Origin of the sequence: Xanthomonas sp. JAI131 (genome assembly GCF_013410075.1) — a bacterium.
Taxonomy (GTDB): domain Bacteria; phylum Pseudomonadota; class Gammaproteobacteria; order Xanthomonadales; family Xanthomonadaceae; genus Xanthomonas_A; species Xanthomonas_A bonasiae.
Genome location: NZ_JACCCN010000003.1, coordinates 665,970 through 689,287, shown reverse-complemented (window position 1 = coordinate 689,287; position 23,318 = coordinate 665,970). Strand labels below are relative to the sequence as shown.

Below are 23,318 nucleotides of genomic sequence, written 5' to 3'. Positions count from 1 at the left end.
TCGAACGCGAGCTTGACCGGCTGGCCTGTCCGCGGGCTTTACAGGTGCAGCGGCGACGGGTGCGATCCACGCCGCCGGCACCCGGTTCCCCCGAAGAATTCCGCCTGGCCAGCCAGCCGCCCCCCACCCGGTGGCCACGATGACGGCCGCATCATCCGCGCTGCGCATAGAATCGCGCATCGTAATGGCGAGGGGATGGGCGATGGCGAGCGCGATCGGCTTGGTGCTGGTGGGACTGCTGCTGCTGGCCTTGGGCGGCGATTCGATCGTCAAGGCGGCTTCGGGCCTGGCGCAGCGCTGCGGCGCCTCGCCGTTCGTCGCCGGCCTGCTGCTGGTGGCGTTCGGGACCTCGTTGCCGGAACTGGCGGTCAACGCGCGCGCCTACATGGTCGGCGCGCAGGACCTGGCGCTGGGCAATGCGGTCGGCAGCAACATCGCCAACCTGGGCCTGACCCTGGCGCTGGCCGCGCTGGCGGCACCGCTGCTGGTGCGCACGCGGATGCTCGCCCCGTTGCTGCTGGTGCTGGCGGTGGCGACGCTGGCCCTGATCGGCTTCGGCCTGGACGGGGCGATCTCGCGCCTGGAAGGCGTGTTGCTGTTGCTGGGCTTCGTCGGCGTGGTGGTGTTACTGCTGCGCCGCGCGCGCAACGAAGACGCCGCGCGCCAGCTCGGCCTGTCCGGCTATGCGGTGACCCGCACCGCGCTCGGCCTGAACCTGCTGCGCCTGCTGATCGCGAGCGTGCTGCTGTATTTCGGCGCCAAGCTCGTCGTCGATGCGGCGCCGCGGCTCGGTGCCGCCTGGGGCCTGTCGCCGCTGCTGGTCGGCCTGTTGCCGGTGGCGATCGGCACCGCGCTGCCGGAAGCCGCCGCCGCGATCGCCGCCGCGCGCCGCGGGCAGGGCGACATGGTGGTCGGGCATGTGCTCGGCTCCAGCCTGTTCAACCTGCTGGTGGTGATCGGCGGCATGGCGGCGCTGCGCCCGCTGCCGTTGCCGGCCTCGTTCGTGCGCCTGGAACTGCCGGCGGCGGTGGCGCTGAGCGTGGTGCTGTATCCGATGCTGCGCGGCGACATGCGCATCAGCCGCGGCGAAGGCGCGGTGCTGCTGGTCGCGTTCCTGGCCTGGGTCGGGCTGGAAGTGGCGTTGGTCGGGTAAGGCGGGGCTGAAGCTCCCCTTGTCCAGACGATGCCACCTGTAGGAGCGGCTTCAGCCGCGACCGGCATTACCGGTAACGCCCCGGTCGCGGCTGAAGCCGCTCCTACAGGACTTCGTCCACGCGGTTAGCGCTCGTCGTCCTGCCGCGCTGCCGGCGGCAGCCCTTCCTTGTCGGCATGATCGTGGCTGTCGGGCACCTGCGGCCGTTGCTCCATCATCAGCGACAGCGCCGCCTTGGCCATCATGTGCGCGCTGATCGGCGCGGTGATGAACAGGAATGCGGTGATCAGCAATTCGCGCGGCTGCGGGTCCTGGCCCAGGAACAGGTGGTAGCCGACCGAAGCCAGCAGCACGCAACCCACGCCCAGCGTGCTGGCCTTGGTCGGCGCGTGCAGGCGCTTGAAGAAGTCCGACAGCTTCACCAGGCCCAGCGCGCCGAGCAGGATGAAGAAGCAGCCGACGATCAGCAGCAGCGACAGCCCGACCTGCAGCAGCCCGATCATTCGACGATGTCCCGGCGCAGCACGTACTTGCTCAGCACCACGGTGCTGCCGAAGCCGAGCATGGCGATGACCAATGCCGCTTCGAAGTACACAGGCGAATCCAGGTACATGCCGAACAGCATCAGCTCGGCGATCGCGGTCACCGACAGCGTATCCAGCGCCAGGATGCGGTCGGGCACGGTTGGCCCGCGCAGCAGCCGCCACAGCGCCAGCAGCATCGCCAAGGCGACCACGTGCATGCACACGGCGATGGTGCCCTCGATGAACATGTGGCCGGTCATGGGAAGATCTCCATCAGGGGCGCTTCGTAGCGCGTCTTGATCTGCCGGATCACGGTCTCGGCGTCGTCCAGGTGCAGCACGTGCACCAACAGGTATTTGCGGTCGTCCGACAGCGCCGCCGACACCGTGCCCGGCGTCAGCGTGATCATGCTGGTCAGCGCGGCGATGCCGTGGATGTTGGCGATGTCCAGCGGCACCCAGATGAAGCCGGGGTGGATCCGCGATTCCGGGCCCAGCACCTGCAGCGCCACCACCACGTTGGAGCGCACGATGTCCCAGGCGACCACGCACAGCATCTTCGGCACCGAGCGCAGCGAGCCGATGCGCGCGAACTCGCGGTCCAGGCGCGCGGCGAACAGCGGCACCGCCACGCCCAGCACCGCGCCCAACAGCAACTGGCCCAGGCCGAAGCTGTCGCTCATCAACAGCCAGAACACGGTGACGGTGACGCTCAGCGGCCAGGACGGAAACAGGCGGCGCAACCAGGGACGGTGCATGTCAGGGCTCCCGCAGCGCTGGCGCGGTCGCGCGCAGCTCGGTGGCGTAATCGGCTGGACGCAGCAACTGCGCGGCGGCGGCTTCGGTATAGCGCAGCATCGGCCCGGCGGCGACCGTCATCGCCACGCCGTAGCCGAGCAGCAGCAGCGTCGCCGCGGTCTCCAGCGGCCGTGCGCGCGCCTTGCGCGGCTGCGGCGGTGGCGGTTGTTCGATGCCGTCGTCGTCGAGGTGCTGGTCGCCCGGCACGCGCCAGAACAGGCGCACGCCGGCACGGGTCAGGCCCATGATCACCATCAGGCTACTGAGCAGCACCGCGGCCCATACCGGGCCGGCATTGCCCGCCGGCGTGGCGCTGAGGATCGCGACCTTGGCCAGGAATCCGGACAGCGGCGGCAGCCCCGCCACCGACACCGCCGCGATCAGGAACAGCACGCCGGGCACGGTCTTGCCCGGCAGCGGCGCGATCACTTCCTTGCGGTCGCTGGCGTCGCCGCGGCGGCGGCGGATCAGGTCCGCGATCAGGAACAGCGCCGCGGCCACGAAGCTGCTGTGCGCCAGGTAGTACAGGCCGGCGCCGAGCGTGCCCGGCGCATCCAGCGCGAAGGCGATGAACAGCGTCGCCGCCGACACGATCACCAGGTAGCCGACCAGCACCCGCAGGCGCACCGCGGCCAGCACGCCGAGCGCGGCCAGCAGCAGCGTGCCGATACCCAGCCACAGCAGCCATGCGCGGCCGTAGCCGTCCAGTGCCTGCGCCTGGTTGCCCAGGATCAGCGTGCTGACCCGCAGCACCGCGTACAGCCCGACCTTGGTCATCACCACGAACAGCGCCGCCACCGGCGCCGGCGCGCGCGCATAGGTTTCCGGCAGCCACAGGTACAGCGGCAGCAGCGCGGCCTTGGCGCAGAACACCAGCAGCAGCAGGCCGAAGGTGGCCTTGATCAGGCGCAGGTTCTCCGGCGGCGCCTGCGCGATGCGCTGCGACAGCTCGGCCATGTTCAACGAGCCGAGCAGCGCGTACAGCAGGCCCAGCGCGATCAGGAACAGGGTGGAGGAGGTGACGTTGAACACCACGTAGTGGAAGCCCACGCGCAGGCGCAGGCCGCGCCCGCCGCTGAGCAGCAGGCCGTAGGAGGCGATCAGCATCACCTCGAAGAACACGAACAGGTTGAACACGTCGCCGGTCAGGAACGCGCCGTTGAGGCCGACCAGCTGGAACTGGAACAGCGCATGGAAGTGCGGCGCGCGCCGGTCCCAGCCGGCGCAGGCGTGCAGCAGGCAGGCCGCGGCGAGCAGGGTGGTGGTCAGCAGCATCCACGCCGACAGGCGGTCGGCCATCAGCGCGATGCCCAGCCGCGACGGCCAGTCGCCGAGCAGGTAGACCTGCACCTGGCCGTCGCCGGCGCGCACGAACAGCGCGATCACCGCCGCCGCCAGCGCCGCCATCGCGGTCCAGGCCACCGCGCGGCGCACGTGGCGCCCGTAGCGGCGGTGCTCGACGAACAGCGACAGGGCCGCGCCGAGCAGCGGGATCAGGATCGGCAGGATGAGCAGATGGTTCATAGCGCGCTGTCGCCGTCGTGCTCGACGCGCGCATCGACGTGGTCGCTGCGGTTGTCGCCGCGGCTGCGCATCGCCAGCACGATGCTGACCGCGGTCATCGCGAAGGCGATCACGATCGCGGTCAGCACCAGCGCCTGCGGCAGCGGGTCGGTGTAGTCGGCCAGGGTCGGCGCGACGCCGTCGCGCAGCACCGGTGCCTTGCCCTGCATCAGCCGCCCGCCGGCGAAGATCAGCAGGTTGGTGGCGTAGGACAGCACGGTCATGCCCAGGATCACGTCGAAGCTGCGCGCGCGCAGCAGCAGGTATACGCCGACCGCGGTCAGCACGCCGATCGCGCTCGCCAATGCCAGTTCCATCAGCGCATCTCCCCGGTGCGGGCCGAACGTTGTGCCGGATCGATCTCGCCGCGCTGCGACTCGCGCGTGCGCGACGGTTTGATCGTGCCCATCATCGACAGGGTCAGCATGGTGCCGCCGAACACGACCAGGTACACGCCGGTATCGAAGCCCAGTGCGCTGGCCAGCGGGATGTCGCCGATCAGCGGCACGTAGAGGTCGTAGTGGCCGCTGGTCAGGAACGGCACCCCGAACAGCATCGAGGCCATGCCGCTGAGCGCGGCCAGCAACAGGCCCAGGCCGATGCAGCGGATGTAGTCGAAGCCGAAGCGCGATTCCACCGAGGCCGCGCCCTGGATCACGTACTGGATCAGCAGCGGCACCGCCAGCACCAGCCCGGCGATGAAGCCGCCGCCGGGCGCGTTGTGGCCGCGCAGGAACAGGAAGATCGACACGGTGAGGGTCAGCGGGAACATCAGCTGCGCCAGGTCGGCCGGCACCGGCAGTTTGATCGGCGGGCCCGGCATCACTTTCTCGGGCGCCATCCGCGCACGCCGCAGCAGCGCATGCACCACCAGCGCGGCGATGCCGAACACGGTGATCTCGCCGAAAGTGTCGAAGCCGCGGAAATCGACCAGGATCACGTTGACCACGTTGCGCCCGTAGGCTTCCGGCAGCGCGCGCTGCAACAGCTCGCCGGCCATCGTCGCCGCCGGCCGGGTCATCACCGAATACGCCAGCAAGGCCATGCCGGTGCCGGCGGCGATCGCCAGCGCCGCATCGCGCAGCTTGCGCCAGCGCTGCGGCTCCACCGGCGAGGCCTTGGGCAGGTAGTTCATCGCGAGCAGCATCAGCACCAGGGTGACCATCTCCACCAGCAGCTGGGTCAGCGCCAGGTCCGGCGCCGACAGGAACACGAACACCAGGCTCACGCCCAGGCCGCTGCCGCCGATCACCAGCACCGCCAGCAGCCGCTGCCGGTACAGGAACAGCGTGGCCAGCGCGCAGCTGACGATCAGCAGCCACAGCGCCCAGCCCAGCAGCGGCATCGGCTGCGGTGCCGGCCACTGGCTCCACAGCGGCGGCGCGGCGACGAACGGCGCCGCGGCGACCACCACCGCGCTCAGCAGCAGCCAGCGCAGACTGCGCTGCAGGCTGCCATTGGTCAGCACGCGGGTGAAGCGCGCGGCGATGCCGAACAGCGCATCCACCTGCCAGTGGAACACGCGCTTGCCCAGCGAGCGGCGCACTTCGGTGTACAGCACGGTCAGCCGGCGCAGGCCGAAGTACAACGCCACGCCGCCGACCACGCCGGCGATGCTCATCGCCAGTGGCGCGTTCCAGCCGTGCCAGACCGCCAGGCTGTACGCGGGCAGCGCGTCGCCGAGGATCGCCCCGGCCGCGGTGCGCAGCACCGGCGCCACGGTCAGCGCCGGGAAGATGCCGACCGCCACGCACAGCAGCACCAGGATCTCCACCGGGATCTTCATCCAGCGCGGCGGCTCGTGCGGCATGGCGTCCAATTGCCGCGGACCGCTGCCGAAAAACGTCTCGTAGACGAAGCGCAGGCTGTAGGCGACGCCGAACACGCCGGCCAGCAGCGCCGCGGTGGCGGTGAACACGCGCATCGCCACCGGGCCGTCGGCGTCCAGCGCCTGCGCGAAGAACATCTCCTTGGACAGGAAGCCGTTGAGCAGCGGAATGCCGGCCATCGACAGCGAGGCGATGATCGCCAGCGCGCTGGTGAACGGCATCCAGCGGCGCAGGTTGCCGAGCCGGCGCATGTCGCGGGTATGGGTCTCGTGGTCGATGATGCCGGCGGCCATGAACAGCGAGGCCTTGAACACCGCATGGTTGAGGATGTGGAACACGCCGGCCACCACCGCCATCGGCGTGGACAGCCCGAACAGCATGGTGATCAGGCCCAGGTGCGAGATCGTCGAATACGCCAGCAACCCCTTCAGGTCGTGCTGGAAGATCGCGTACCAGGCGCCGACCAGCAGCGTGACCGCGCCAACGCCGCTGACCGTGTAGAAGAACAGGTCGCTGCCGGCCAGCGCCGGATGCAGCCGCGCCAGCAGGAACACGCCGGCCTTGACCATCGTCGCCGAGTGCAGATACGCCGACACCGGCGTCGGCGCCGCCATCGCATGCGGCAGCCAGAAATGGAACGGGAACTGCGCGCTCTTGGTGAAGATGCCCAGCAGGATCAGCCCCAGCGCCCATGGATACAACGCGCTGGCGCGGATCGCGTCGCCGGCGGCGAGCACCGCATCGAGCTGGTAGCTGCCGACGATGCGCCCGATCAGCAGGATCCCGCCGAGCAAGGCCAGGCCGCCGCCGCCCGTGATCACCAGCGCCATGCGCGCGCCGTCGCGCGCATCCTTGCGATGCGACCAGAACCCGATCAGCAGGAACGAGCTGATGCTGGTCAGTTCCCAGAACACCATCAGCAGCAGCAGATTGCCGGCGATCACCATGCCCAGCATCGCGCCCATGAACAGCAGCAGGTAGCCGTAGAAGCGCGCGGCGTTCTCGCGCGCGCTGAGGTAGTAATGCGCGTACATCACCACCAGCGCGCCGATCGCCAGCACCAGCCCGGCGAACATCCACGCCAGTCCATCCAGGCGCAGCGAGAACTGCAGGCCGATCTGCGGCAGCCAGGCGTGGTCGGCGCGCACGATGCCGCCGCCGAGCACGGTCGGGGTCAGCGTGCCGAGCAGGATCAGCCCGGCCAACGGCGCCGCCGCGGCGACCCAGGCCAGCGTGGCGCGCGAACGGTGGCGCAGGGCGATGACGGCCGCCGCCATCAGGAACGGCAAGGCCAGCAGGATGTCCAGAACGGGGATCATGCAGGGAATACGAGATTCGCGAGCAGGAGCCCGAGTGTAACAGGCACTCCGCGGCGCTGGCCTGCGATGGTGGTCGGCGCATGCAAGGTCATCGCGCCACGATAGCGCAGGCCAGGTGATGCGCTTGCGAGCGCGTGGCGGTCACGGGATTGGGCGCGGCGGCGCGCGCTCGCTATGCTTGTGCGATGACCGATGCGCCCCCTGCGACCGCTGCCGCCTCCCCGACGCTTACGCCCACGGCCCAAGCGCGCGTGGCGCTGCTGTTCGGCGGCAGCGGCCAGATCGGCGAGCGCCTGTTGCACGGTCTGCTGGCCGCCGGCTGGCAGGTGCATGCGTTCTCGCGCACGCCGCAAACGCCGCGCGACGGCCTGCACTGGCATCCGGGCGAATTGAGCCAGCTGCAGGCGCCGCCGGTGCAGGCCGAGGCGATCTTCAGTTGCGGTCCGCTGGATGCGTTCGCCGACTGGTACCGGCGCACGCCGCTGCGCGCATCGCGCGTGGTCGCGTTCGGTTCCACCAGCCTGGAGGTCAAGCGCGATTCGCTGGACGCCGCCGAACGCGACGTCGCCCGGCGCCTGCGCGAGGCCGAGGCGGCCCTGTTCGCCGCCGCGGCCGAACGCGGCGCCGCGGTGACCGTGTTGCGTCCGACGCTCGTCTACGGCGCCGGCCGCGACCGCACGCTGAGCGCGATCGCCACGCTGGCGCGGCGCAGCGGCTGGTTCGTGCTGCCGCGCAGTGCGCGCGGCCTGCGCCAGCCGGTGCACGTGCAGGACCTGGCCGATGCGGCGCTGGCGGTGCTGGCGCATCCGGCCACGCATGGCCGTAGCTATGCGCTGGGCGGCGGCGAAGTGCTCAGCTACCGCGAGATGGTGCGGCGCGTGCTGGCCGCATTGCAGCCGCCGGCGCGGCTGCTGTCGCTGCCGCATGCGCTGTTCGCGCTGGCTTTGGGCATCGCCCATGCCGGCGGCCGCCTGCGCGGCATGAACCGCGCCGCGCTGCAGCGCATGGGCGAGGACCTGGTGTTCGATCTGGCGCCGGCGCAGCGCGATTTCGGCTACGCGCCGCGCGCCTTCGCACCGGATGCGGCGATGCTGGGCGTGCCGCGCTGAGGCGCGGGCAGCAGGCCCGGCGCCAGGTTCAGTAGCGCCAGTCCATGCGCCGATAGAGCTTGGCCAGCACCCAGGCCGGCCCGATCAGCAGGTACACCAGGTCGGTGAGGAAGCTGGGCTTGTGGCCTTCCAGCTTGTGCCCGACGAACTGCGCGATCCAGGCCACCACGAACACGCCGATGGCCAGCCACAGCAGGCCGTGCAGGCCCAGGCGCGCCTCCAGCAGCCGGCACAGGCAGCCGCAGAAGAAGAAGGTGGCCAGCATGCCGTAGCCCAGCTGCCGCGACAGCCGGTTGTAGAACATCCACGCCGCGAACATGCCCAGTGCCGCCCACAGCCCGCTCTGGAACCAGCTGCCGCCGACCGGGATGCACCACAGCAGCGCCACCACCGACCACAGGATCGCCGGCACCGCCAGCACATGGATGCGCTGGTTGGCGGCATTGCGGTGATCGTCGGAATAGCTGGCGAAATAGCGGTCGATCGGGCGCGCGTAGGCGGTGGTATCCATCTTCCCTCCCAGGAATCGGGCCAGCATAGCGCCATCCAGGCAGCGACGCGGAGACAGCGGGCGGCACAAGCCGGCGCACCTCTCGCAGCGGGCGCCGGCGCCTGCGGCCGGGTCCGTTTTGCGACGGCTTGCGGCACGCGCGAAAAAAACCGGCGCCGGCCACAATATCGGCCGCGCTGCCACGTCTGCAACAGCATGAGCCCAACGAACCCAGCGCCCGAGACCGACCGCGCCATCGCCGCGACGGTCCTGCGCGAGCGCTCCAGGCTCGGCAACTTCATCCGCCGCCGCGTGCTCGACCGCGCCGAGGCCGAGGACATCCTGCAGGACGTGCTGTCCGAGTTCGTGCAGGCCTACAGGCTTCCCGCGCCGATCGAGCAGGCCAGCGCCTGGCTGTTCCAGGTGGCGCGCAACCGCATCATCGACCGCTTCCGCAAACGCAACGCGCAGCCGCTGCAGGAGTACCGCGACGACGCCGGCGAGGACGCCGACGACGACACGCTGCGCCTGGATCTGGCGCTGCCGGCGCCCGGCGGCGGACCGGACGCGGCGTATGCGCGCGCGCGCCTGCTGTTGGCCTTGCAGCAGGCGCTCGACGAGCTGCCGCAGAGCCAGAGCGAGGTGTTCGTGGCCCACGAATTCGAAGGCCGCAGTTTCAAGCAGATGGCGGCCGACAGCGGCATCGCGATCAACACCTTGCTGGCACGCAAGCGCTACGCCGTGCTGTACCTGCGCGCGCGCCTGCAAACGGCTTACGACGAACTCGAATCCTGAAGGAGTGAACGAGATGGCATTCAAAGCGAGATATCTGGGCAAGGCGGTGTTCGTGCTGGCGGCGTTGGCCGTCCTCGGCGCGGTGGTCATGCTGCTGTGGAATGCGGTCGTGCCGTTCGCGGTGAGTGGCGCACACCCGATCGACTATCCGCATGCGCTGGGATTGCTGGTGCTCAGCCGCATCCTGTTCGGCGGATTCCGCGGGCACGGTGGCTGGCACAGACACCGCCACTGGGAGAAATGGCAGGCGATGACGCCGGAAGAGCGCGAGCAGTTCAGGCACGCCATGCACCGCCGCCGGCACCGGGGCGAACGCCAATGACGCCTCTTGATAGTGCGCTGACCGTCTGCAGGCAGCCGCCCGGGACGGTGGCGCCGATCGTCGAACTGGCGCGCTGCGAGGGCAAGGGCGATTGCGTGCAGGTGTGCCCGGAGCAGGTATTCGAACTGCGGCGCATCGATGCGGAGCTTGGATGGCGGCCCCGGTTCAAGCTGCGCGTGCATGGCATGCGCGTGGCGTATACGCCCAAGGCCGACGCCTGCCTCGGCTGCGGCCTGTGCGTCGCTGCGTGCCCGGAACATGCCATCAGCCTGCGCCGCCGGATGCCGCAGCCATGAGCGCCGACGCCGCCGTCGTCCCATCCGGCTTCACCGCCTACCAGAAAGTGGTGGCGGGCATGCTGGCGTTCCTGCAGTTCGCGGTCATCCTCGATTTCATGCTGATGTCGCCGCTGGGTGCCACCATCATGCCCGCGCTGCGCATCGGCCCGACCCAATTCGGCCTGGTCGTGTCCGCGTACGCGTTCAGCGCCGCGGCGTCGGGCTTGCTGACGGCAGGTTTTGCCGACAGGTTCGATCGCAAGAAGATCCTGCTGTTCTTCTACACCGGTTTCGTGGTCGGCACCGCGTGGTGCGGCTTGGCGCAGAGCTTCCACAGCCTGTTGCTGGCGCGCATCGTCACCGGGCTGTTCGGCGGCGTGATCGGCTCGGTGGTGCTGGCCATCGCCACCGACCTGTTCCCCGCGCAGCTGCGTGGCCGGGTGATGGGATTGATCCAGACCGCCTTCGCCGCCAGCCAGGTGCTGGGGATTCCGATCGGCCTGTACCTGTCCAACCGCTGGGACTGGCATGCGCCATTCCTGGCGATGGCCGCGCTCGGCCTGGCCGCCGGCCTGGTCGTGGCGTGGAAGCTGCAACCGGTCGCCGGACATCTGCAGGCGCCGCGCGAACACGGCGCATGGCGGCATCTGCTGCGCACCCTCGCCGTGCCGCGCTACCAATTGGCGTTCGCGACGACCGCGCTGCTGAGCACCGGCGGCTTCATGCTGATGCCGTTCGGCAGTGCGTACCTCGTCGGCAATCTCGGCATCGACCTGCACAGTCTGCCCACCATCTATCTGATCACCGGGGTCTGCGCCATCGTGTTCGGCCCGTTGATCGGCAGGGCGACCGACAGCTTCGGCACCTTGCGTGTGTTCACCTTCGGCACCGCGCTCAGCATCCTCATGGTGCTGATCTACACCCATCTTGGCCGGGTCTCGCTGCCGGTGCTGATCGTGGTCAATGTGCTGCTGTTCGCCGCGATCTTCTCGCGCATGATTCCGTACCAGGCACTGGCCGCCTCGGTACCGGCGCTGCAGCAGCGCGGGGCGTTCAACGCGATCGGTGCCTCCGTGCAGCAACTGTCCGGCGGCCTGGCATCGCTGATCGCCGGGCACATCGTCACCATGGGGGCCGACGGCAAGCTGCAGCACTTCCCGGTGGTGGGCTACGTGGTCGTCGCCGTGTCCCTGGTGGCCTGGGTCCTGCTACGCGGCCTGCAACGGAGCATGCCGCGCGAGCCGGCCCTGCAGGGCACTGCGGCAGGTTGAAGCGCGCGGCGCGGCGGACGCGCCGCGCGTCACGCCGAGTACCTGCACGCTGCCGGCGCGCGTGCTGTCGCACGCGAGCGCCGGCAGCGCGGAAGCGACAGGCGTCAGCGCCCGCCCTGCACGATCCGTTGCTGCTCTTCCTGCACGTTCTGCTGTTGCGCCGCATGGCTGGCCAGCAACCGCGCATTGGTCTGCTCCAGCGGCGGCGCAGGCTGTTGCAGGTCCACCACCGCGCGGAAACCGGGCGTGGTGCCGAGCACGTAGGCCTTGTCGTCCTGTACAGTGATGCTGCGCAGCTTGTCGGCGCTGTCGATGCCGCTCTGCTTGGCCTGCAGCGCCACATTGGCGGCGACCTCGGGCGTGGTGCCTTCCGGCATGCGCTCGCGTACCGCCTTGACCAGTGGATCGGCCTCGGCAGGCGTCTGGCGCTGTGGCGCCTGTGCCTGCTCCTGCGGAGCGCGCAGTTGTTCGCGCAGGCTGCCCAGCGTCTGCGTCCCGGCCTTGCCGTCGACCAGCAACCCATGCGTCTGCTGGTAGGTGCGTACCGCGTCGCGCGTGTTGTCGCCGAAGCGACCGTCTTCGGTCAGCGGCTTCCCGTGCGCATCGCGCACGCCAAGCTGGTTGAGTTGCTGCTGCAGCGTGCGGACGCCCTCGTTGTGGTCGCCGTGGACCAGCGTCCCGGTCGCGGCATGGTGCTGGCCACGCTCGCCGGCCTCGACCTGGCGGCCCTGGTTCCACCAGGTTTCCGGGCTGATCGTGGCCCCGTTCGGGCCCTTGATCTGGTAGTGCACGTGCTGGGCGTACTGGTTGGGCCCTTCGGGACCGCGTCCGCCCATCGTGCCGATCGGATCGCCGGCGTTCACCGTCTGGCCCTGGCGCACCGAACGCGAGTCCAGGTGCAGGATCTCGTGCGAATTGCCCTGCGCATCGAGGATCTTCACCGTGCCGTACTGGCCGCCGGAGAAGGTCACCGTGCCGGCGATCGGCGCATGCACCGTTGGGTGCTGCTTGTTGAGTCCGGCTTGCCCGCCTTCGTAGTTGAAGTCGGTGCCGCCGTGCGCGCCGCGGCTGCCGCGGTGCTCGCCGTAGTGGCCGGTAATGTGCGCATCGGTACCACCTTGGCCGGGTAGCATGCGTTCCATGGTCTGTTGGAAATCGCTGCGGGAAGTGCGCGATTCGCTTGGCGGCGCCGTTGCCGCCGGCTGGTTTGGCGCGTGTCCCTGCGTCTGGGCGCGGTGCTGCTCCACGAACTGCTCGTAGCGCTCCAGGTAGGGCGTGATTTCGCGTCGGGACAGGGCAAGGCCGCCATGGTTTTGGGTGGGGCCGTCGTGGTGGTATTTGTAAATGTAGTCCTCGCCCTGGCCACGGCTATGCGCGAGATTGCGGTTTTCGACGAAGTGCTGCACCAGCGCCTGCGACTGTGTCTGCACATCGAAACGATTGGTCCCGTTAATGCCGTAATGGGCGCCGGTGCGATCGATGAACTGGCCCAGGCCAGAAGCCGATGTGGTCCCCGCCGCCGCATCGGGATTGAAGCCTGATTCGACCCGGGCGATTGCAAGCACGTAAGCGGTTTCTCGCGCTGAAAGTCCGGCATCGTGGGAGGCGTCTATCAGGCTATCTATCACCCTGGACTGGGTTTGCGGGCTGGCGTCGCCCCAGCGGCGGGATTCGCCATGAAGTCGGCCATCTTCGCTGTCGATGGGTTCGCGATAGTGGCTCCAGGGTTTGAGTTGGTCGCTGCGGTAGGCGTTGCCGCGCGGTTGCACCATGTCGGTGTAGATCGTGTCGTCGGTCATATCGTGCGTTCCTTTCTATGAGACAGATTCTTCCTTGCGAGGGGTGCTGCTCCATGTACTGCGTACTGCATCGGCCACGTGCCGCCATCGGCGGCGCATGGACATCCTTGGCTCAGGGCTGGAAGGGCATCAGTTCCGGGTGCTTCAGCCCCAGCTCTTCAAGCTTGCCTTCGTACTCGTCGTTGTTCGGGCTTTGCTGGTGGTCCTGTTCGCGCAATGGCGGCGTGGCGTGATTCAGCAGCCGTCCCTGCGTGTCGTAGAGGAAGAACCATTCGCAAAACTCGCAACCGTAGGGCAGTTCGCCGTACTGGACGACGAAATAATCAGTTCCTGTCTTGTCTTGTGCGCAGCCCAGGCCCACCGCGGTGTAGTCCGCCATCTCAGGAGGTGGCGCCAGCGTCTGGCGTTGTCCGCCACGCTCCAGCTCCACACGCGTCACGGTGGGAGCCTGACTCTGGGAAGGGACGGTGGTCAGGTGCAGGCGTGCGCCGGGGCATTCCTTGATCATGCCGGTCTGTCCTTGTATGGCCGATGGCGTCGAAGCAGGGGAGGGCGAACGTGAGGGCGCCGCTGGCGGTGCCTCGGCGATTCGGTCTGCGGCGTCAGGCCTGGCACCGCATGCGGCGAGCCCGAGCCAGGGAGTCAAACCAAGGGCAAGCAGGATGGAGATGGAACTTCGCATCGGATCGCCTCAATGTCGTCTCCGCGCGGGAGACGTCGTACGAAACCGTTCAGCACGAAACCGTCAGGGACGGCGGATAGGCTCACAAGGATTGGTCGTCCACCTTCACCAGCGTCCAGCACGGGCGCTGGGCGAAGTGGTAGACCTGCTGGTCGCCGGTGTCCGCCGTGCGCACCAGCACCCGGCGGCCGTCGGCTTCCTCGGAGACGGTGACCTCGCGGCCACCGTTGCGGGCCGCCTCCAAGTTCGGAATCACCGGCCACTCGACATCGTGTAGCGGGACGGCGCTGGTCACCGGCTTCGGCTCGGGTTGGGCCTCCGGATCGAGCCGGATCATCGTCAGCGGATCAGCCGTGGCCTTTTCCTGCACCGCGATGTCGGCGCTGAAACGCTTGAGGAAGCTATCGAAGTCCGCATCCGGACAGGCAGGCGCCGCCGGTGCCGGCGCGACTGCTGGCGTGGGCGCAGGGGATGCGATGGCTGTTGGGTCGCCCTGCTGCGGCTTGCAGGCGGAGAGCGCCAGGGCCAGGCCAAGGGTGGCGAAGAGAGTGCGTACGATGACCAACGGATCCTCCTGATCTGGTTGGATGGCATGACCACGTGCAGACGGTGAGTCTCGTCAGAGAAGGGTAAAAAGTCGGTGAAATCCATCGCGTTGCGGGGTGCGCTCGAAGCGCCGCTGGCCCTTGGCACGCGGGCGTTCGCGGTCGTGCCCAGATGGGCTGCGAACCCGGTGCAAGCCTTTATCCGCGAGCGGCAGATTGGTAAAGAGGAGGGCAATCCCGCGCCCCCCTCCACCCGGCGGCTATCGCCGGCCTCAGTCGATCGAAATCCCCGCCAGCCGCTGCAGCGCCTCGGCGTACTTGGCGCGGGTACGGTCGATCACGTCCTGCGGCAGGCTGGGGCCGGGCGCGGTCTTGCCCCAGTCCAGCGTCTCCAGGTAATCGCGCACGAACTGCTTGTCGTAGCTCGGCGGGCTGGTGCCCACTTGGTACTCGTCGGCCGGCCAGTAGCGCGAGGAATCCGGGGTCAGCATCTCGTCCATGATGTACAGGCGGCCGTCGGCGTCGGTGCCGAACTCGAACTTGGTGTCGGCCAGCAGGATGCCGCGCTCGGCGGCGAAGTCTGCGGCGAAGCGGTAGATGCGCAGGGTGGCGTCGCGTACGCGCTCGGCCAGCTCGGCGCCGACGGTCTTGACCATCGCGTCGAAGTCGATGTTCTCGTCGTGGTCGCCGACCGCGGCCTTGGTCGAGGGGGTGAAGATCGGTTCGGCCAGCTTCTCGGCCTGGCGCAGGCCGTCGGGCAGCTCGATACCGCTGACCTTGCCGGTGCGCTGGTAGTCCTTCCAGCCGCTGCCGATCAGGTAGCCGCGGGCGATCGCCTCCACCGGCACCGGCTTGAGCTTCTTGGTCACCACCGCGCGCCGCGCGTACAGCGCCGCGTCCACGCCGGCGGGCAGCACCGCGGCCACGTCGATGCCGGTCAGGTGGTTGGGCATCAGGTGCTCGGTCTTCTTGAACCAGAAGTTGGAGACCTGGCACAGCATCTCGCCCTTGCCGGGAATCGGGTCGGGCAGCACCACGTCGAACGCGGACAGGCGGTCGGTGGCGACCATCAGCAGGTAGTCCCCGGGCGGGGCGTCGGCAGGCAGGCGCTCGCGGGGGATATCGAATACGTCGCGGACCTTGCCCCGGTGACGCAACGGCAGGCCGGGCAGATCGGATTGCAACAGCGTGGTGGACACAGGCACTCCTACGGACTTCGCAATGGCGGCTGTCCCGGGACCCGGCGGGCCCGCGGCTCGACAGCGGGCCGCGTAGTGTACGGCCGGAAAGCCCCGCTGTGCCGTAAAATGCGAGGCCTTGTCCGCCGAGCCCGCCCTCGCCCATGCACTGGTACGGAAAACTGCTCGGCGCCATCGCCGGGGCGCTGCTGTTCCGGCCCAATCCGGTGTTCGGCGCGGTGCTCGGGCTGCTGGTCGGGCACGCCTTCGATGCTGACTGGTTCAAGCTCGGCCAGCGCGACGACCCCTACCGCGAGCTGGGCGTGCGCCGCGACGCCACCGACGCCGAGATCGAACTGGCCTATCGCCGGCTGATTTCCCAGTACCACCCCGACAAGGTCGCCGGCGCCAGCCCGGAGCTGCGGGCGCGGGCCGAGAAGAAGGCCAGCCAGCTCAACACCGCCTACGACCGTATCCGCACCCTGCGCAAGCGCTGAGACCTTCGCCATGTCCGACTGCATCATCTCCCCGTCCATCCTGTCCGCCGATTTCGCCCGCCTCGGCGAGGAAGTGGACAACGTCCTCGAGGCCGGCGCCGACTGGATCCATTTCGACGTGATGGACAACCATTACGTGCCCAACCTGACCATCGGCCCGATGGTCTGCCAGGCGCTGCGCAAGCACGGCGTCACCGCGCCGATCGACGTGCACCTGATGGTCGAGCCGGTGGATCGGCTGATCCCGGACTTCGCCGAGGCCGGCGCCAGCCTCATCAGCTTCCACCCCGAGGCCAGCCGCCACGTGCACCGCAGCATCCAGCTGATCAAGTCGCACGGCTGCAAGGCCGGGCTGGTGCTCAATCCGGCCACGCCGGTGGACATCCTCGACTGGGTGCTCGACGACCTGGACCTGGTGCTGGTGATGTCGGTCAACCCGGGCTTCGGCGGGCAGGCCTTCATCCCGTCGGCGCTGGACAAGCTGCGCGCGATCCGCGCCCGGATCGACGCCAGCGGCAAGCCGATCCGGCTGGAGATCGACGGCGGGGTCAAGCCCGACAACATCGCCGCGATCGCCGCCGCCGGCGCCGACACCTTCGTCGCCGGCTCGGCCATCTTCAACGCGCCCGACTATGCCGCGGTGATCGCGCAGATGCGGGCAGCGGTGGCGGCGCGCTGAGATGGCCGCGCTGCACATCCGCCCGGCCACCGCCGACGATGCGGCGCTGATCCTGCGCCTGATCCGCGACCTGGCCCGCTACGAGCGCGCCGAGGACGCGGTGCAGACCGACGAGGCCGGCCTGCGCGCCAGCCTGTTCGGCCCCGGCGCCACCGCGCACGCGCTGATCTGCGAGGCCGACGCGCAGCCGATCGGCTACGCGGTGTACTTCTACAACTACTCGACCTGGCTCGGCCGCAACGGCCTGTACCTGGAAGACCTGTACGTGGCCCCGGAACACCGCGGCAGCGGCGCCGGCAAGGCCTTGCTGCGGCACCTGGCCCGGCAGGCGCTGGCCGAGGGCTGCGGCCGCTTCGAATGGTCGGTGCTCGACTGGAACCAGCCGGCGATTGATTTTTACCAGGCCGCCGGCGCGCAGGCACAGGACGAATGGACCGTGTACCGCCTGCAGGGCGAGGCGCTGGCCAGGTTCGCGGCCGGCTGAGCGGCGGCGCAAAAGAAAGAACCGCACTGTCGCCAGTGCGGCCCCTGGGAGAAATCGGAGGCTGATCCTGCCTCCATCCGTCGTCCTTGCTATGGCCTTCCATGTTCCGGGCGATCGGTGACGCAGGTATGACAGCGCGGCCGACATCGCGCCGCGTGCCGGGCGCTAGGCCAGCGACCGATCGCGGCAGGCCGGCCAGGGCCGATGTCTCACCGTGGCGCGCTCCGGGCACGGCGGGCATCGCCCGCGCGCCGGCGCGCCGCGCATTCACGATGTCCGCATCCGTCGCCGGCTAGGCTGCAGGCCTGATCTCGGGAAGGTCCGCATGGCAGCACCGCACTGGCGTCTGATCCTCAATGGCAAGTCGGCGGGCGACGAGCCGCTGCGCGAGGCCGTGTCCGCGCTGCGCGAGCGCGGCATCCGACTGCAGGTGCGGGTGACCTGGGAGGAGGGCGACGCCGAGCGCTACGTGGCCGAGGCCGTGGCCGACGGCGCCGACTGCATCGTCGCCGCCGGCGGCGACGGCACCTTGAGCGAGGTGGCCAGCGCCCTCGCGCACCATGACGCCGCGGCTGCGGCGCTGCCGGCGCTGGGCCTGGTGCCGTTGGGCACGGCCAACGATTTCGCCACCGCCGCCGGCATTCCCGACACCCCGCTGGCGGCGCTGGAACTGGTCGCGCAGGCGCCGGCGGTGGCCATCGACCTGCTGCGCATCGAGGCCGAGCACGGGCCGCACTGGTGCGCCAATGTCGCCAGCGGCGGCTTCGGCACCCAGGTCACGGTGGAAACCGACGAGGGCCTGAAGAAGATGCTCGGCGGCCTGGCCTACCTGATCACCGGGATGGGCAAGCTGGGCCAGATCGATCCGATCCAGGCGCGGTTCGAGGGGCCGGATTTCGCCTGGGAAGGCGAATTCATCGCGCTCGGCCTGGGCAACGGACGCCAGGCCGGCGGCGGCCAGGCGCTGTGCCCGGACGCGTTGCTCGACGACGGCCTGCTCGACCTGACCATCGTCCCGGAGATGAGCGGCGAAGTCGCCGCGACCCTGGGCACGCTGGTCACGTCCGGCAAGCAGGCCGCGCTGGAGCGGGTCGCGGTGCGTGCGCAACTGCCGTGGGTGCGCATCGACGCGGCCATGCCGCTGACCTTGAACCTGGACGGCGAACCGGAGACCTCGCGGCACTTCCGCATCGATTGCGTCGCCGGCCGCCTACGCATGCACCTGCCGGCCGATTCGGCGTTGCTGCGCGGCCGGGCGGGGTAGCGGCCGCGCCGGGCGCTGGCCTGGACGGGGTGCCGCGTCGCGACTGAAGTCGCTCCTACAAGGACTCGCGACCGGCGTTCTGGTGCGCTGTGGGAGGGACTTCGGTCCCGACTGCATCCAGCCCAGGCAGTGCTTTCGCTTTCCAGGCTGCAGTCGCTCCCGCAATGGGACTTGCGGCGCGGCGGCCGGGTGCAGTGTGGGAGGGACTTCAGTCCCGACTGCATCCAGCCTAAGCAGTGCTTTCGCTTCCAGGCTGCAACAGCCCATGCAGCGCAGCGCCGATGGTCCCTTCTGCAACCGTTGCCAGTCGCCGCAGTTGCGGTAAAGTAGCCGCCGTGTCCAGCCTGACGACCCAGCGTTCCTTCACTTCCGCTCGCCGTGCGTGGCGATGGTGGCCTGTAGCCGTCGTCCGCCCCGCCACCGAGTCCCGGAAGGAAAGTCGTCTTGATCACCCGCGAGCTGTTCCAGCGCTACGCCGCTGAAGGCCACACCCGCATCCCCGTTGTCCGCGAAGTGCTGTCCGACCTGGACACGCCGCTGTCGGTCTATCTCAAGCTCGCCGACGCCCCGCATACCTACCTGTTCGAATCGGTCGAAGGCGGCGAACGCTTCGGCCGCTATTCGATCATCGGCCTGCCGGTACGGCGCGTGTACACCTTCAGCGGGCATACGCTGGAAGTGCGCGATCACGGCGAGCTGATCGAGCGCCGCGAGGTCGCCGATCCGTTCGCCGAGGTCGAAGCGCTGCGCTCGGCGCATTCGGTGCCCAAGCTCGACGGCGTGCCCGGCTTCACCGGTGGCCTGGTCGGCTGGTTCGGCTTCGAATGCATCGGCTACATCGAACCGCGCCTGGCCAGCGGCGACAAGCGCAACGAGCTCGACACGCCCGACATCCTGCTGATGCTGTCCGAAGAGGTCGCGGTCTTCGACAACCTCAAGGGCCGCCTGTACCTGATCGTGCACGCCGATCCGCGCGAGGCCGACGCCTGGGAACGGGCGCAGGCGCGGCTGGACGCGCTGACCGCCACGCTGCGCCAGCCCGGCGCCGGCTACCCGGTACCGCTGGCGCGCGACGTGCTCGACGAAAGCGACTTCGTGTCCGGTTTCACCCGCGAAGGCTTCATCGCCGCGGTGGAGAAGTCCAAGGAATACATCCGCGCCGGCGACATCTTCCAGGTGGTGCTGAGCCAGCGCCTGAGCGTGCCGTTCAGCGCGCGCCCGGTGGACGTGTACCGCGCGCTGCGCGCGCTGAACCCGTCGCCGTACATGTATTTCCTCGACGTCGGCGACACCCAGGTGGTCGGCTCCTCGCCGGAGATCCTGGTGCGGCTGGAAGCCGGCCAGGTCACCGTGCGCCCGATCGCCGGCACCCGCCCGCGCGGCAAGACCGTGGAAGAGGACCTGGCGCTGGAAGCGGAGCTGCTGGCCGATCCGAAGGAGCGCGCCGAGCACCTGATGCTGATCGACCTGGGCCGCAACGATGCCGGCCGGGTGTCGCAGGCCGGCACCGTCGCGGTCGGCGAACGCTTCGTGATCGAGCGCTACAGCCACGTCATGCACATCGTCAGCGAAGTCACCGGCACGCTGCTGCCCGGGCTCAGCTACGCCGACGTGCTGCGCGCCACGTTCCCCGCCGGCACCGTCAGCGGCGCGCCGAAGATCCGCGCGCTGGAAGTGATCCGTGAACTGGAACCGATCAAGCGCAACGTCTATGCCGGCAGCATCGGCTACCTGGGCTGGCACGGCGATGCCGATACCGCGATCGCGATCCGCACCGCGGTGATCAAGCACGGCCGCCTGCACGTGCAGGCCGGCGCCGGCATCGTCTACGACTCCGATCCGCAGAAGGAATGGGACGAGACCATGAACAAGGGCCGCGCGCTGTTCCGCGCGGTGGCCGAGGCGGCGAAGGGGCTGTGAGCGTGTCCGCGCCGAGCCCGCGGATCAGCTTCCGCAACGACTACAGCGAAGGCGCGCATCCGCGCCTGCTCGCCGCATTGGCCGCGGCCAGCGCCGAGCAGAACGGCGGCTACGGCCTGGACCGGCACAGCGAACGCGCGGCGCAGCTGATCCGCCGCGAGATCGCCTGCGCGCACGCCGACGTGCACCTGCTGGTCGGCGGCACGCAGACCAACCTTGCCGCGATCGGCGCCTTTCTGCGTCCGCATCAGGCGGTGATCGCCGCCGCCAGCGGGCACATCGCCACGCACGAGACCGGCGCGATCGAGGCCACCGGGCACAAGGTCCTGACGGTGGCGGCGGCCGATGGCCGGCTGAGCCCGGCGCTGATCGCGCCGCTGCTGGCCGAGCACGGCAACGAACACATGGTGCAGCCGCGGTTGGTGTACGTGTCCAACACCACCGAGCTCGGCACCATCTATCGCAAGCATGAGCTGCAGGCCTTGCGCGACGTCTGCGACGCGCATGGGCTGTGGCTGTTCCTGGACGGCGCGCGCATCGGCAGCGCATTGACCGCCGAGGGCAACGACCTGAGCCTGGCCGATGTCGCCGCGCTGACCGACGCGTTCTATATCGGCGGCACCAAGAACGGCGCGCTGCTCGGCGAGGCGCTGGTGATCGTGAATCCGGCATTGCAGTCGGACTTCCGCTACCTGCTCAAGCAGCGCGGCGCGCTGCTGGCCAAGGGCATGGTGCTGGGCACGCAGTTCGCCGCGCTGTTCGAGGACGGCCTGTTCTACGAACTGGCCGCGCACGCCAACCGCATGGCCGCGCGCCTGCGCGAAGGCCTGGCCGCGGCTGGCGCGCAGTTCGCGTCGGATTCGCCGACCAACCAGCTGTTCGTGACGCTGCCGGCCGACGCCGTCGAGGCCTTGGCGCAGCGCTACGACTTCGAGCGCTGGCAGGCGCTGGCCGACGGCCGCTGGGTGATCCGTTTCGTGACCTCGTGGGCGACGCGGGCCGATGCGGTCGACGCGCTGTGCCGCGATTTCGCCGCGCTTTCGTACCCCGGCGCGCGACGCGCGGCCGGCTGACATTCGCCAAGGAGAGCAAGGATGAAAACGAACACGATCGGTTGCTGGGTCATCGCGGTGCTGCTGGCATTGCCGGCGTTCGCCAGCGCGCAGGTCAACAGCCTGCCGTCGCAGCCGCACCTGCTGGTCAAGGGCGAGGCGCAGCGCGAAGTGGTGCCGGATCGCTTCGGGGTCAAGATCACGCTGAGTGCAGTGGATGCCGACCCGGGTGCGGCGCGCAAGCGCGTGCAGGCCAATGCGGCGAGCGTGCTGGTCGCATTCAAGCAGCAGCATGCGCTCGCCGACAGCGTGCAGGCGACGACGCTGTCGATCCAGCCGGAGCAGCGCTACGAAGACAACAAGCAAGTCTTCAGCGGCACCCGTGTGCAGCGCACCCTGTCCGCCGACTTCGGCACGCTGGGCGAGGTGCGCGACTTGCTCGGCAAGCTGCGCACCAGCGAGGAGCTGCAGGTGTCGGGCATCACGCCGCGCTACAGCGGCGAGGTCGCGCTGCGTGCGGAACTCAAGCGCCAGGCGGCCGAACAGACCCGCACCTCGGCGCAGGCACTGGCAAAGGCCTATGGCGTGCGCCTGGGTGGCCTCTACACCATCTCCGAAGTGGCGCCGAACTTCGCCTACGGCATCCAGGCCGGTCGCTGGCCGACGGAGCGGATCGCCGTGCAAGTGACAAGCAGTCTTGCTGCGCCGGGGTTCAACTTTGCAGAACCACGTGCCGCGGACGGCGTGGCCGAATCCCTCGAAGCCGGCAACCTCACCCTCTCCGAAAACGTCTATGCGGTCTTCCTGATCGCGCAATGAGTCCCCCGCCATGCTGCTGATGCTCGACAACTACGACAGCTTCACCTACAACCTCGTGCAGTACCTGCAGGCGCTCGGCGCCGAGGTCAAGGTGGTGCGCAACGACGCGCTCAGCGTGGACGAGATCGAGCGGCTGGCGCCGGAGCGCATCGTGATCTCGCCCGGCCCGTGCACGCCGAACGAGGCCGGCGTGTCGCTGCAACTGATCGAGCGGCTCGGCCAGCGCACGCCGATCCTCGGCGTGTGCCTGGGCCACCAGAGCATCGGCCAGGCCTACGGCGGGCAGGTGGTGCGCGCCGGCACCATCATGCACGGCAAGACCTCGCGCATCCGCCACGAAGGCCGCGGCGTGTTCGCCGGCCTGCCGGACCGCTACGAGGCCACCCGCTACCACTCGCTGGTGGTGGAGAAGACCACGCTGCCGGACTGCCTGGAAGTGACCGCCTGGACCGAAAACGAAGACGGCACGATGGAAGAGATCATGGGCCTGCGCCACCGCCAGTTCCCGGTCGAGGGCGTGCAGTTCCATCCCGAGTCCATCCTCACCGAGCACGGCCACGCCTTGCTGCGTAACTTTCTGGAGCGTCCGCAATGAACCGATACCTGTCGTTGTTGTTGGCGGCCAGCGCCATCCTGGCCATGGCGCCGGTCCGAGCCGCTGCGGTGCCCTCGACCATGCAGTGCGCCGACCAGGCCGTGGCGCAGGCGCGGCGCCTGCTGAATTTCCATGTCGGCAACGACGAGCGCGCGGAGGTGCCGGGCCCGGCCCGGCCGCTGCCGTCCATCGCCAATCCGGCCAATGCCAAGCAACGCTTCGACGTCCTGGAAGTGATGGGCTACGTCTACAAGGGCGAGTACCGCATGCGCCTGCTCTATTACCGGATGCGCGAAGGCGACTGCGTGCTGATGGGCCAGGAAATCCTCGAGCACGCCAGTCTTTGAACGTCCA

27 protein-coding genes and 1 pseudogene are annotated in these 23,318 nt (G+C 69.2%); 16 read left to right on the top strand and 12 right to left on the bottom strand.

Translation table 11 applies throughout. The features are described from left to right. The first annotated feature begins 202 nt into the window (after positions 1-202). Complete coding sequence (locus HDC36_RS16075; RefSeq protein WP_179569207.1) at positions 203-1,153, top strand: calcium/sodium antiporter; 951 nt, start codon at positions 203-205, stop codon at positions 1,151-1,153. A gap of 125 nt (positions 1,154-1,278) precedes the next feature. On the opposite strand, the gene HDC36_RS16070 is transcribed toward HDC36_RS16075, so the two are convergent. Genes HDC36_RS16070 through HDC36_RS16045 form a run of 6 tightly spaced genes read right to left on the bottom strand, consistent with a single transcriptional unit; the run spans position 1,279 to position 7,185 of the window. Further along, a complete protein-coding gene (locus tag HDC36_RS16070) occupies positions 1,279-1,656 on the bottom strand; it encodes a Na+/H+ antiporter subunit G (protein WP_179569205.1) in 378 nt (125 codons plus the stop codon). After that, positions 1,653-1,937, bottom strand: coding sequence for a K+/H+ antiporter subunit F (locus HDC36_RS16065; protein WP_145704729.1), 285 nt, complete (start codon positions 1,935-1,937; stop codon positions 1,653-1,655). Before HDC36_RS16065 ends, HDC36_RS16070 begins: the two co-directional genes overlap by 4 nt. Continuing rightward, positions 1,934-2,434: a Na+/H+ antiporter subunit E gene (locus HDC36_RS16060; RefSeq protein WP_179569203.1), complete on the bottom strand. Its 501-nt coding sequence runs from the start codon at positions 2,432-2,434 to the stop codon at positions 1,934-1,936. Before HDC36_RS16060 ends, HDC36_RS16065 begins: the two co-directional genes overlap by 4 nt. Before the next feature lies 1 nt (position 2,435). Further along, on the bottom strand, positions 2,436-3,998 hold the full coding sequence (locus tag HDC36_RS16055) for a monovalent cation/H+ antiporter subunit D (RefSeq protein WP_179569201.1): 1,563 nt from the start codon (positions 3,996-3,998) through the stop codon (positions 2,436-2,438). Next, on the bottom strand, positions 3,995-4,354 hold the full coding sequence (locus HDC36_RS16050; protein WP_179569199.1) for a Na+/H+ antiporter subunit C: 360 nt from the start codon (positions 4,352-4,354) through the stop codon (positions 3,995-3,997). The genes HDC36_RS16055 and HDC36_RS16050 overlap by 4 nt, the downstream gene beginning before the upstream one ends. Then, positions 4,354-7,185 (bottom strand): monovalent cation/H+ antiporter subunit A, encoded by a 2,832-nt coding sequence (locus HDC36_RS16045; protein WP_179569197.1) that lies wholly within the window; start codon positions 7,183-7,185, stop codon positions 4,354-4,356. The genes HDC36_RS16050 and HDC36_RS16045 overlap by 1 nt, the downstream gene beginning before the upstream one ends. Positions 7,186-7,370: 185 nt before the next feature. Here HDC36_RS16045 and HDC36_RS16040 point away from each other — a divergent pair, with 185 nt between their 5' ends. Next, positions 7,371-8,294 carry an NAD-dependent epimerase/dehydratase family protein gene (locus HDC36_RS16040; RefSeq protein WP_179569195.1) on the top strand — a complete coding sequence of 308 codons (924 nt, stop codon included), beginning with the start codon at positions 7,371-7,373 and terminating at the stop codon, positions 8,292-8,294. A 28-nt stretch (positions 8,295-8,322) separates the two neighbouring features. Here HDC36_RS16040 and HDC36_RS16035 read toward each other — a convergent pair whose 3' ends face one another. Next, positions 8,323-8,805, bottom strand: coding sequence for an Mpo1-like protein (locus HDC36_RS16035; protein ID WP_179569193.1), 483 nt, complete (start codon positions 8,803-8,805; stop codon positions 8,323-8,325). Between the two features lie 195 nt (positions 8,806-9,000). On the opposite strand from HDC36_RS16035, the gene HDC36_RS16030 reads away from it, so the two are divergent. Genes HDC36_RS16030 through HDC36_RS16015 form a run of 4 tightly spaced genes read left to right on the top strand, consistent with a single transcriptional unit; the run spans position 9,001 to position 11,450 of the window. Then, on the top strand, positions 9,001-9,579 hold the full coding sequence (locus HDC36_RS16030; RefSeq protein WP_179569191.1) for a sigma-70 family RNA polymerase sigma factor: 579 nt from the start codon (positions 9,001-9,003) through the stop codon (positions 9,577-9,579). A 4-nt stretch (positions 9,580-9,583) separates the two neighbouring features. Continuing rightward, entirely contained in the window at positions 9,584-9,901 is a 318-nt protein-coding gene (locus HDC36_RS16025) for a hypothetical protein (protein ID WP_218848428.1), read from the top strand. Continuing rightward, on the top strand, positions 9,898-10,197 hold the full coding sequence (locus HDC36_RS16020; protein ID WP_179569189.1) for a 4Fe-4S dicluster domain-containing protein: 300 nt from the start codon (positions 9,898-9,900) through the stop codon (positions 10,195-10,197). The genes HDC36_RS16025 and HDC36_RS16020 overlap by 4 nt, the downstream gene beginning before the upstream one ends. Then, positions 10,194-11,450, top strand: a complete 1,257-nt coding sequence (locus tag HDC36_RS16015; protein ID WP_179569187.1) for an MFS transporter — start codon at positions 10,194-10,196, stop codon at positions 11,448-11,450. Before HDC36_RS16020 ends, HDC36_RS16015 begins: the two co-directional genes overlap by 4 nt. Positions 11,451-11,554: 104 nt before the next feature. Here HDC36_RS16015 and HDC36_RS23540 read toward each other — a convergent pair whose 3' ends face one another. Continuing rightward, positions 11,555-12,592: a peptidoglycan-binding protein gene (locus tag HDC36_RS23540; RefSeq protein WP_255432785.1), complete on the bottom strand. Its 1,038-nt coding sequence runs from the start codon at positions 12,590-12,592 to the stop codon at positions 11,555-11,557. A gap of 72 nt (positions 12,593-12,664) precedes the next feature. Between HDC36_RS23540 and HDC36_RS23535 the strand changes: the two genes are divergently transcribed. Next, positions 12,665-12,991, top strand: a complete 327-nt coding sequence (locus HDC36_RS23535) for a hypothetical protein (RefSeq protein ID WP_255432788.1) — start codon at positions 12,665-12,667, stop codon at positions 12,989-12,991. Here HDC36_RS23535 and HDC36_RS23530 read toward each other — a convergent pair. From HDC36_RS23530 to HDC36_RS15995, 4 genes and pseudogenes are all read right to left on the bottom strand, one after another. Further along, positions 12,947-13,222 (bottom strand): annotated as a pseudogene (locus HDC36_RS23530) (lytic transglycosylase); the annotation flags it as partial. The gene HDC36_RS23535 and the pseudogene HDC36_RS23530 sit on opposite strands and share 45 nt — an antisense overlap. Before the next feature lie 139 nt (positions 13,223-13,361). Beyond that, a complete protein-coding gene (locus tag HDC36_RS16005; RefSeq protein ID WP_179569183.1) occupies positions 13,362-13,757 on the bottom strand; it encodes a hypothetical protein in 396 nt (131 codons plus the stop codon). A 256-nt stretch (positions 13,758-14,013) separates the two neighbouring features. Then, on the bottom strand, positions 14,014-14,496 hold the full coding sequence (locus HDC36_RS16000; protein ID WP_255432764.1) for a hypothetical protein: 483 nt from the start codon (positions 14,494-14,496) through the stop codon (positions 14,014-14,016). Positions 14,497-14,748: 252 nt separating this feature from the next. Continuing rightward, on the bottom strand, positions 14,749-15,675 hold the full coding sequence (locus tag HDC36_RS15995) for a phosphoribosylaminoimidazolesuccinocarboxamide synthase (RefSeq protein WP_179569181.1): 927 nt from the start codon (positions 15,673-15,675) through the stop codon (positions 14,749-14,751). Positions 15,676-15,818: 143 nt separating this feature from the next. Here HDC36_RS15995 and HDC36_RS15990 point away from each other — a divergent pair, with 143 nt between their 5' ends. The 9 genes from HDC36_RS15990 (at position 15,819) to HDC36_RS15950 (ending at position 23,311) form a co-directional block, all read left to right on the top strand. After that, positions 15,819-16,151, top strand: coding sequence for a DnaJ domain-containing protein (locus HDC36_RS15990; RefSeq protein WP_145704749.1), 333 nt, complete (start codon positions 15,819-15,821; stop codon positions 16,149-16,151). Positions 16,152-16,161: 10 nt separating this feature from the next. Beyond that, on the top strand, positions 16,162-16,830 hold the full coding sequence (gene rpe, locus HDC36_RS15985) for a ribulose-phosphate 3-epimerase (protein ID WP_179569179.1): 669 nt from the start codon (positions 16,162-16,164) through the stop codon (positions 16,828-16,830). Between the two features lies 1 nt (position 16,831). Beyond that, positions 16,832-17,314, top strand: a complete 483-nt coding sequence (locus tag HDC36_RS15980) for a GNAT family N-acetyltransferase (RefSeq protein WP_179569177.1) — start codon at positions 16,832-16,834, stop codon at positions 17,312-17,314. A gap of 325 nt (positions 17,315-17,639) precedes the next feature. Then, complete coding sequence (gene yegS / locus HDC36_RS15975) at positions 17,640-18,578, top strand: lipid kinase YegS (protein WP_179569175.1); 939 nt, start codon at positions 17,640-17,642, stop codon at positions 18,576-18,578. A 444-nt stretch (positions 18,579-19,022) separates the two neighbouring features. Next, positions 19,023-20,498 (top strand): anthranilate synthase component I, encoded by a 1,476-nt coding sequence (gene trpE, locus HDC36_RS15970; RefSeq protein ID WP_179569173.1) that lies wholly within the window; start codon positions 19,023-19,025, stop codon positions 20,496-20,498. A 2-nt stretch (positions 20,499-20,500) separates the two neighbouring features. Continuing rightward, the gene (locus HDC36_RS15965) at positions 20,501-21,571 is read left to right on the top strand and encodes an aminotransferase class I/II-fold pyridoxal phosphate-dependent enzyme (RefSeq protein ID WP_179569171.1); all 1,071 of its coding nucleotides are present in this window, start codon (positions 20,501-20,503) and stop codon (positions 21,569-21,571) included. A gap of 21 nt (positions 21,572-21,592) precedes the next feature. Further along, positions 21,593-22,369 carry an SIMPL domain-containing protein gene (locus tag HDC36_RS15960; protein ID WP_179569169.1) on the top strand — a complete coding sequence of 259 codons (777 nt, stop codon included), beginning with the start codon at positions 21,593-21,595 and terminating at the stop codon, positions 22,367-22,369. A 10-nt stretch (positions 22,370-22,379) separates the two neighbouring features. Further along, entirely contained in the window at positions 22,380-22,964 is a 585-nt protein-coding gene (locus HDC36_RS15955) for an aminodeoxychorismate/anthranilate synthase component II (RefSeq protein ID WP_179569167.1), read from the top strand. After that, a complete protein-coding gene (locus tag HDC36_RS15950) occupies positions 22,961-23,311 on the top strand; it encodes a hypothetical protein (RefSeq protein ID WP_179569165.1) in 351 nt (116 codons plus the stop codon). The genes HDC36_RS15955 and HDC36_RS15950 overlap by 4 nt, the downstream gene beginning before the upstream one ends. Positions 23,312-23,318 lie beyond the last annotated feature (7 nt).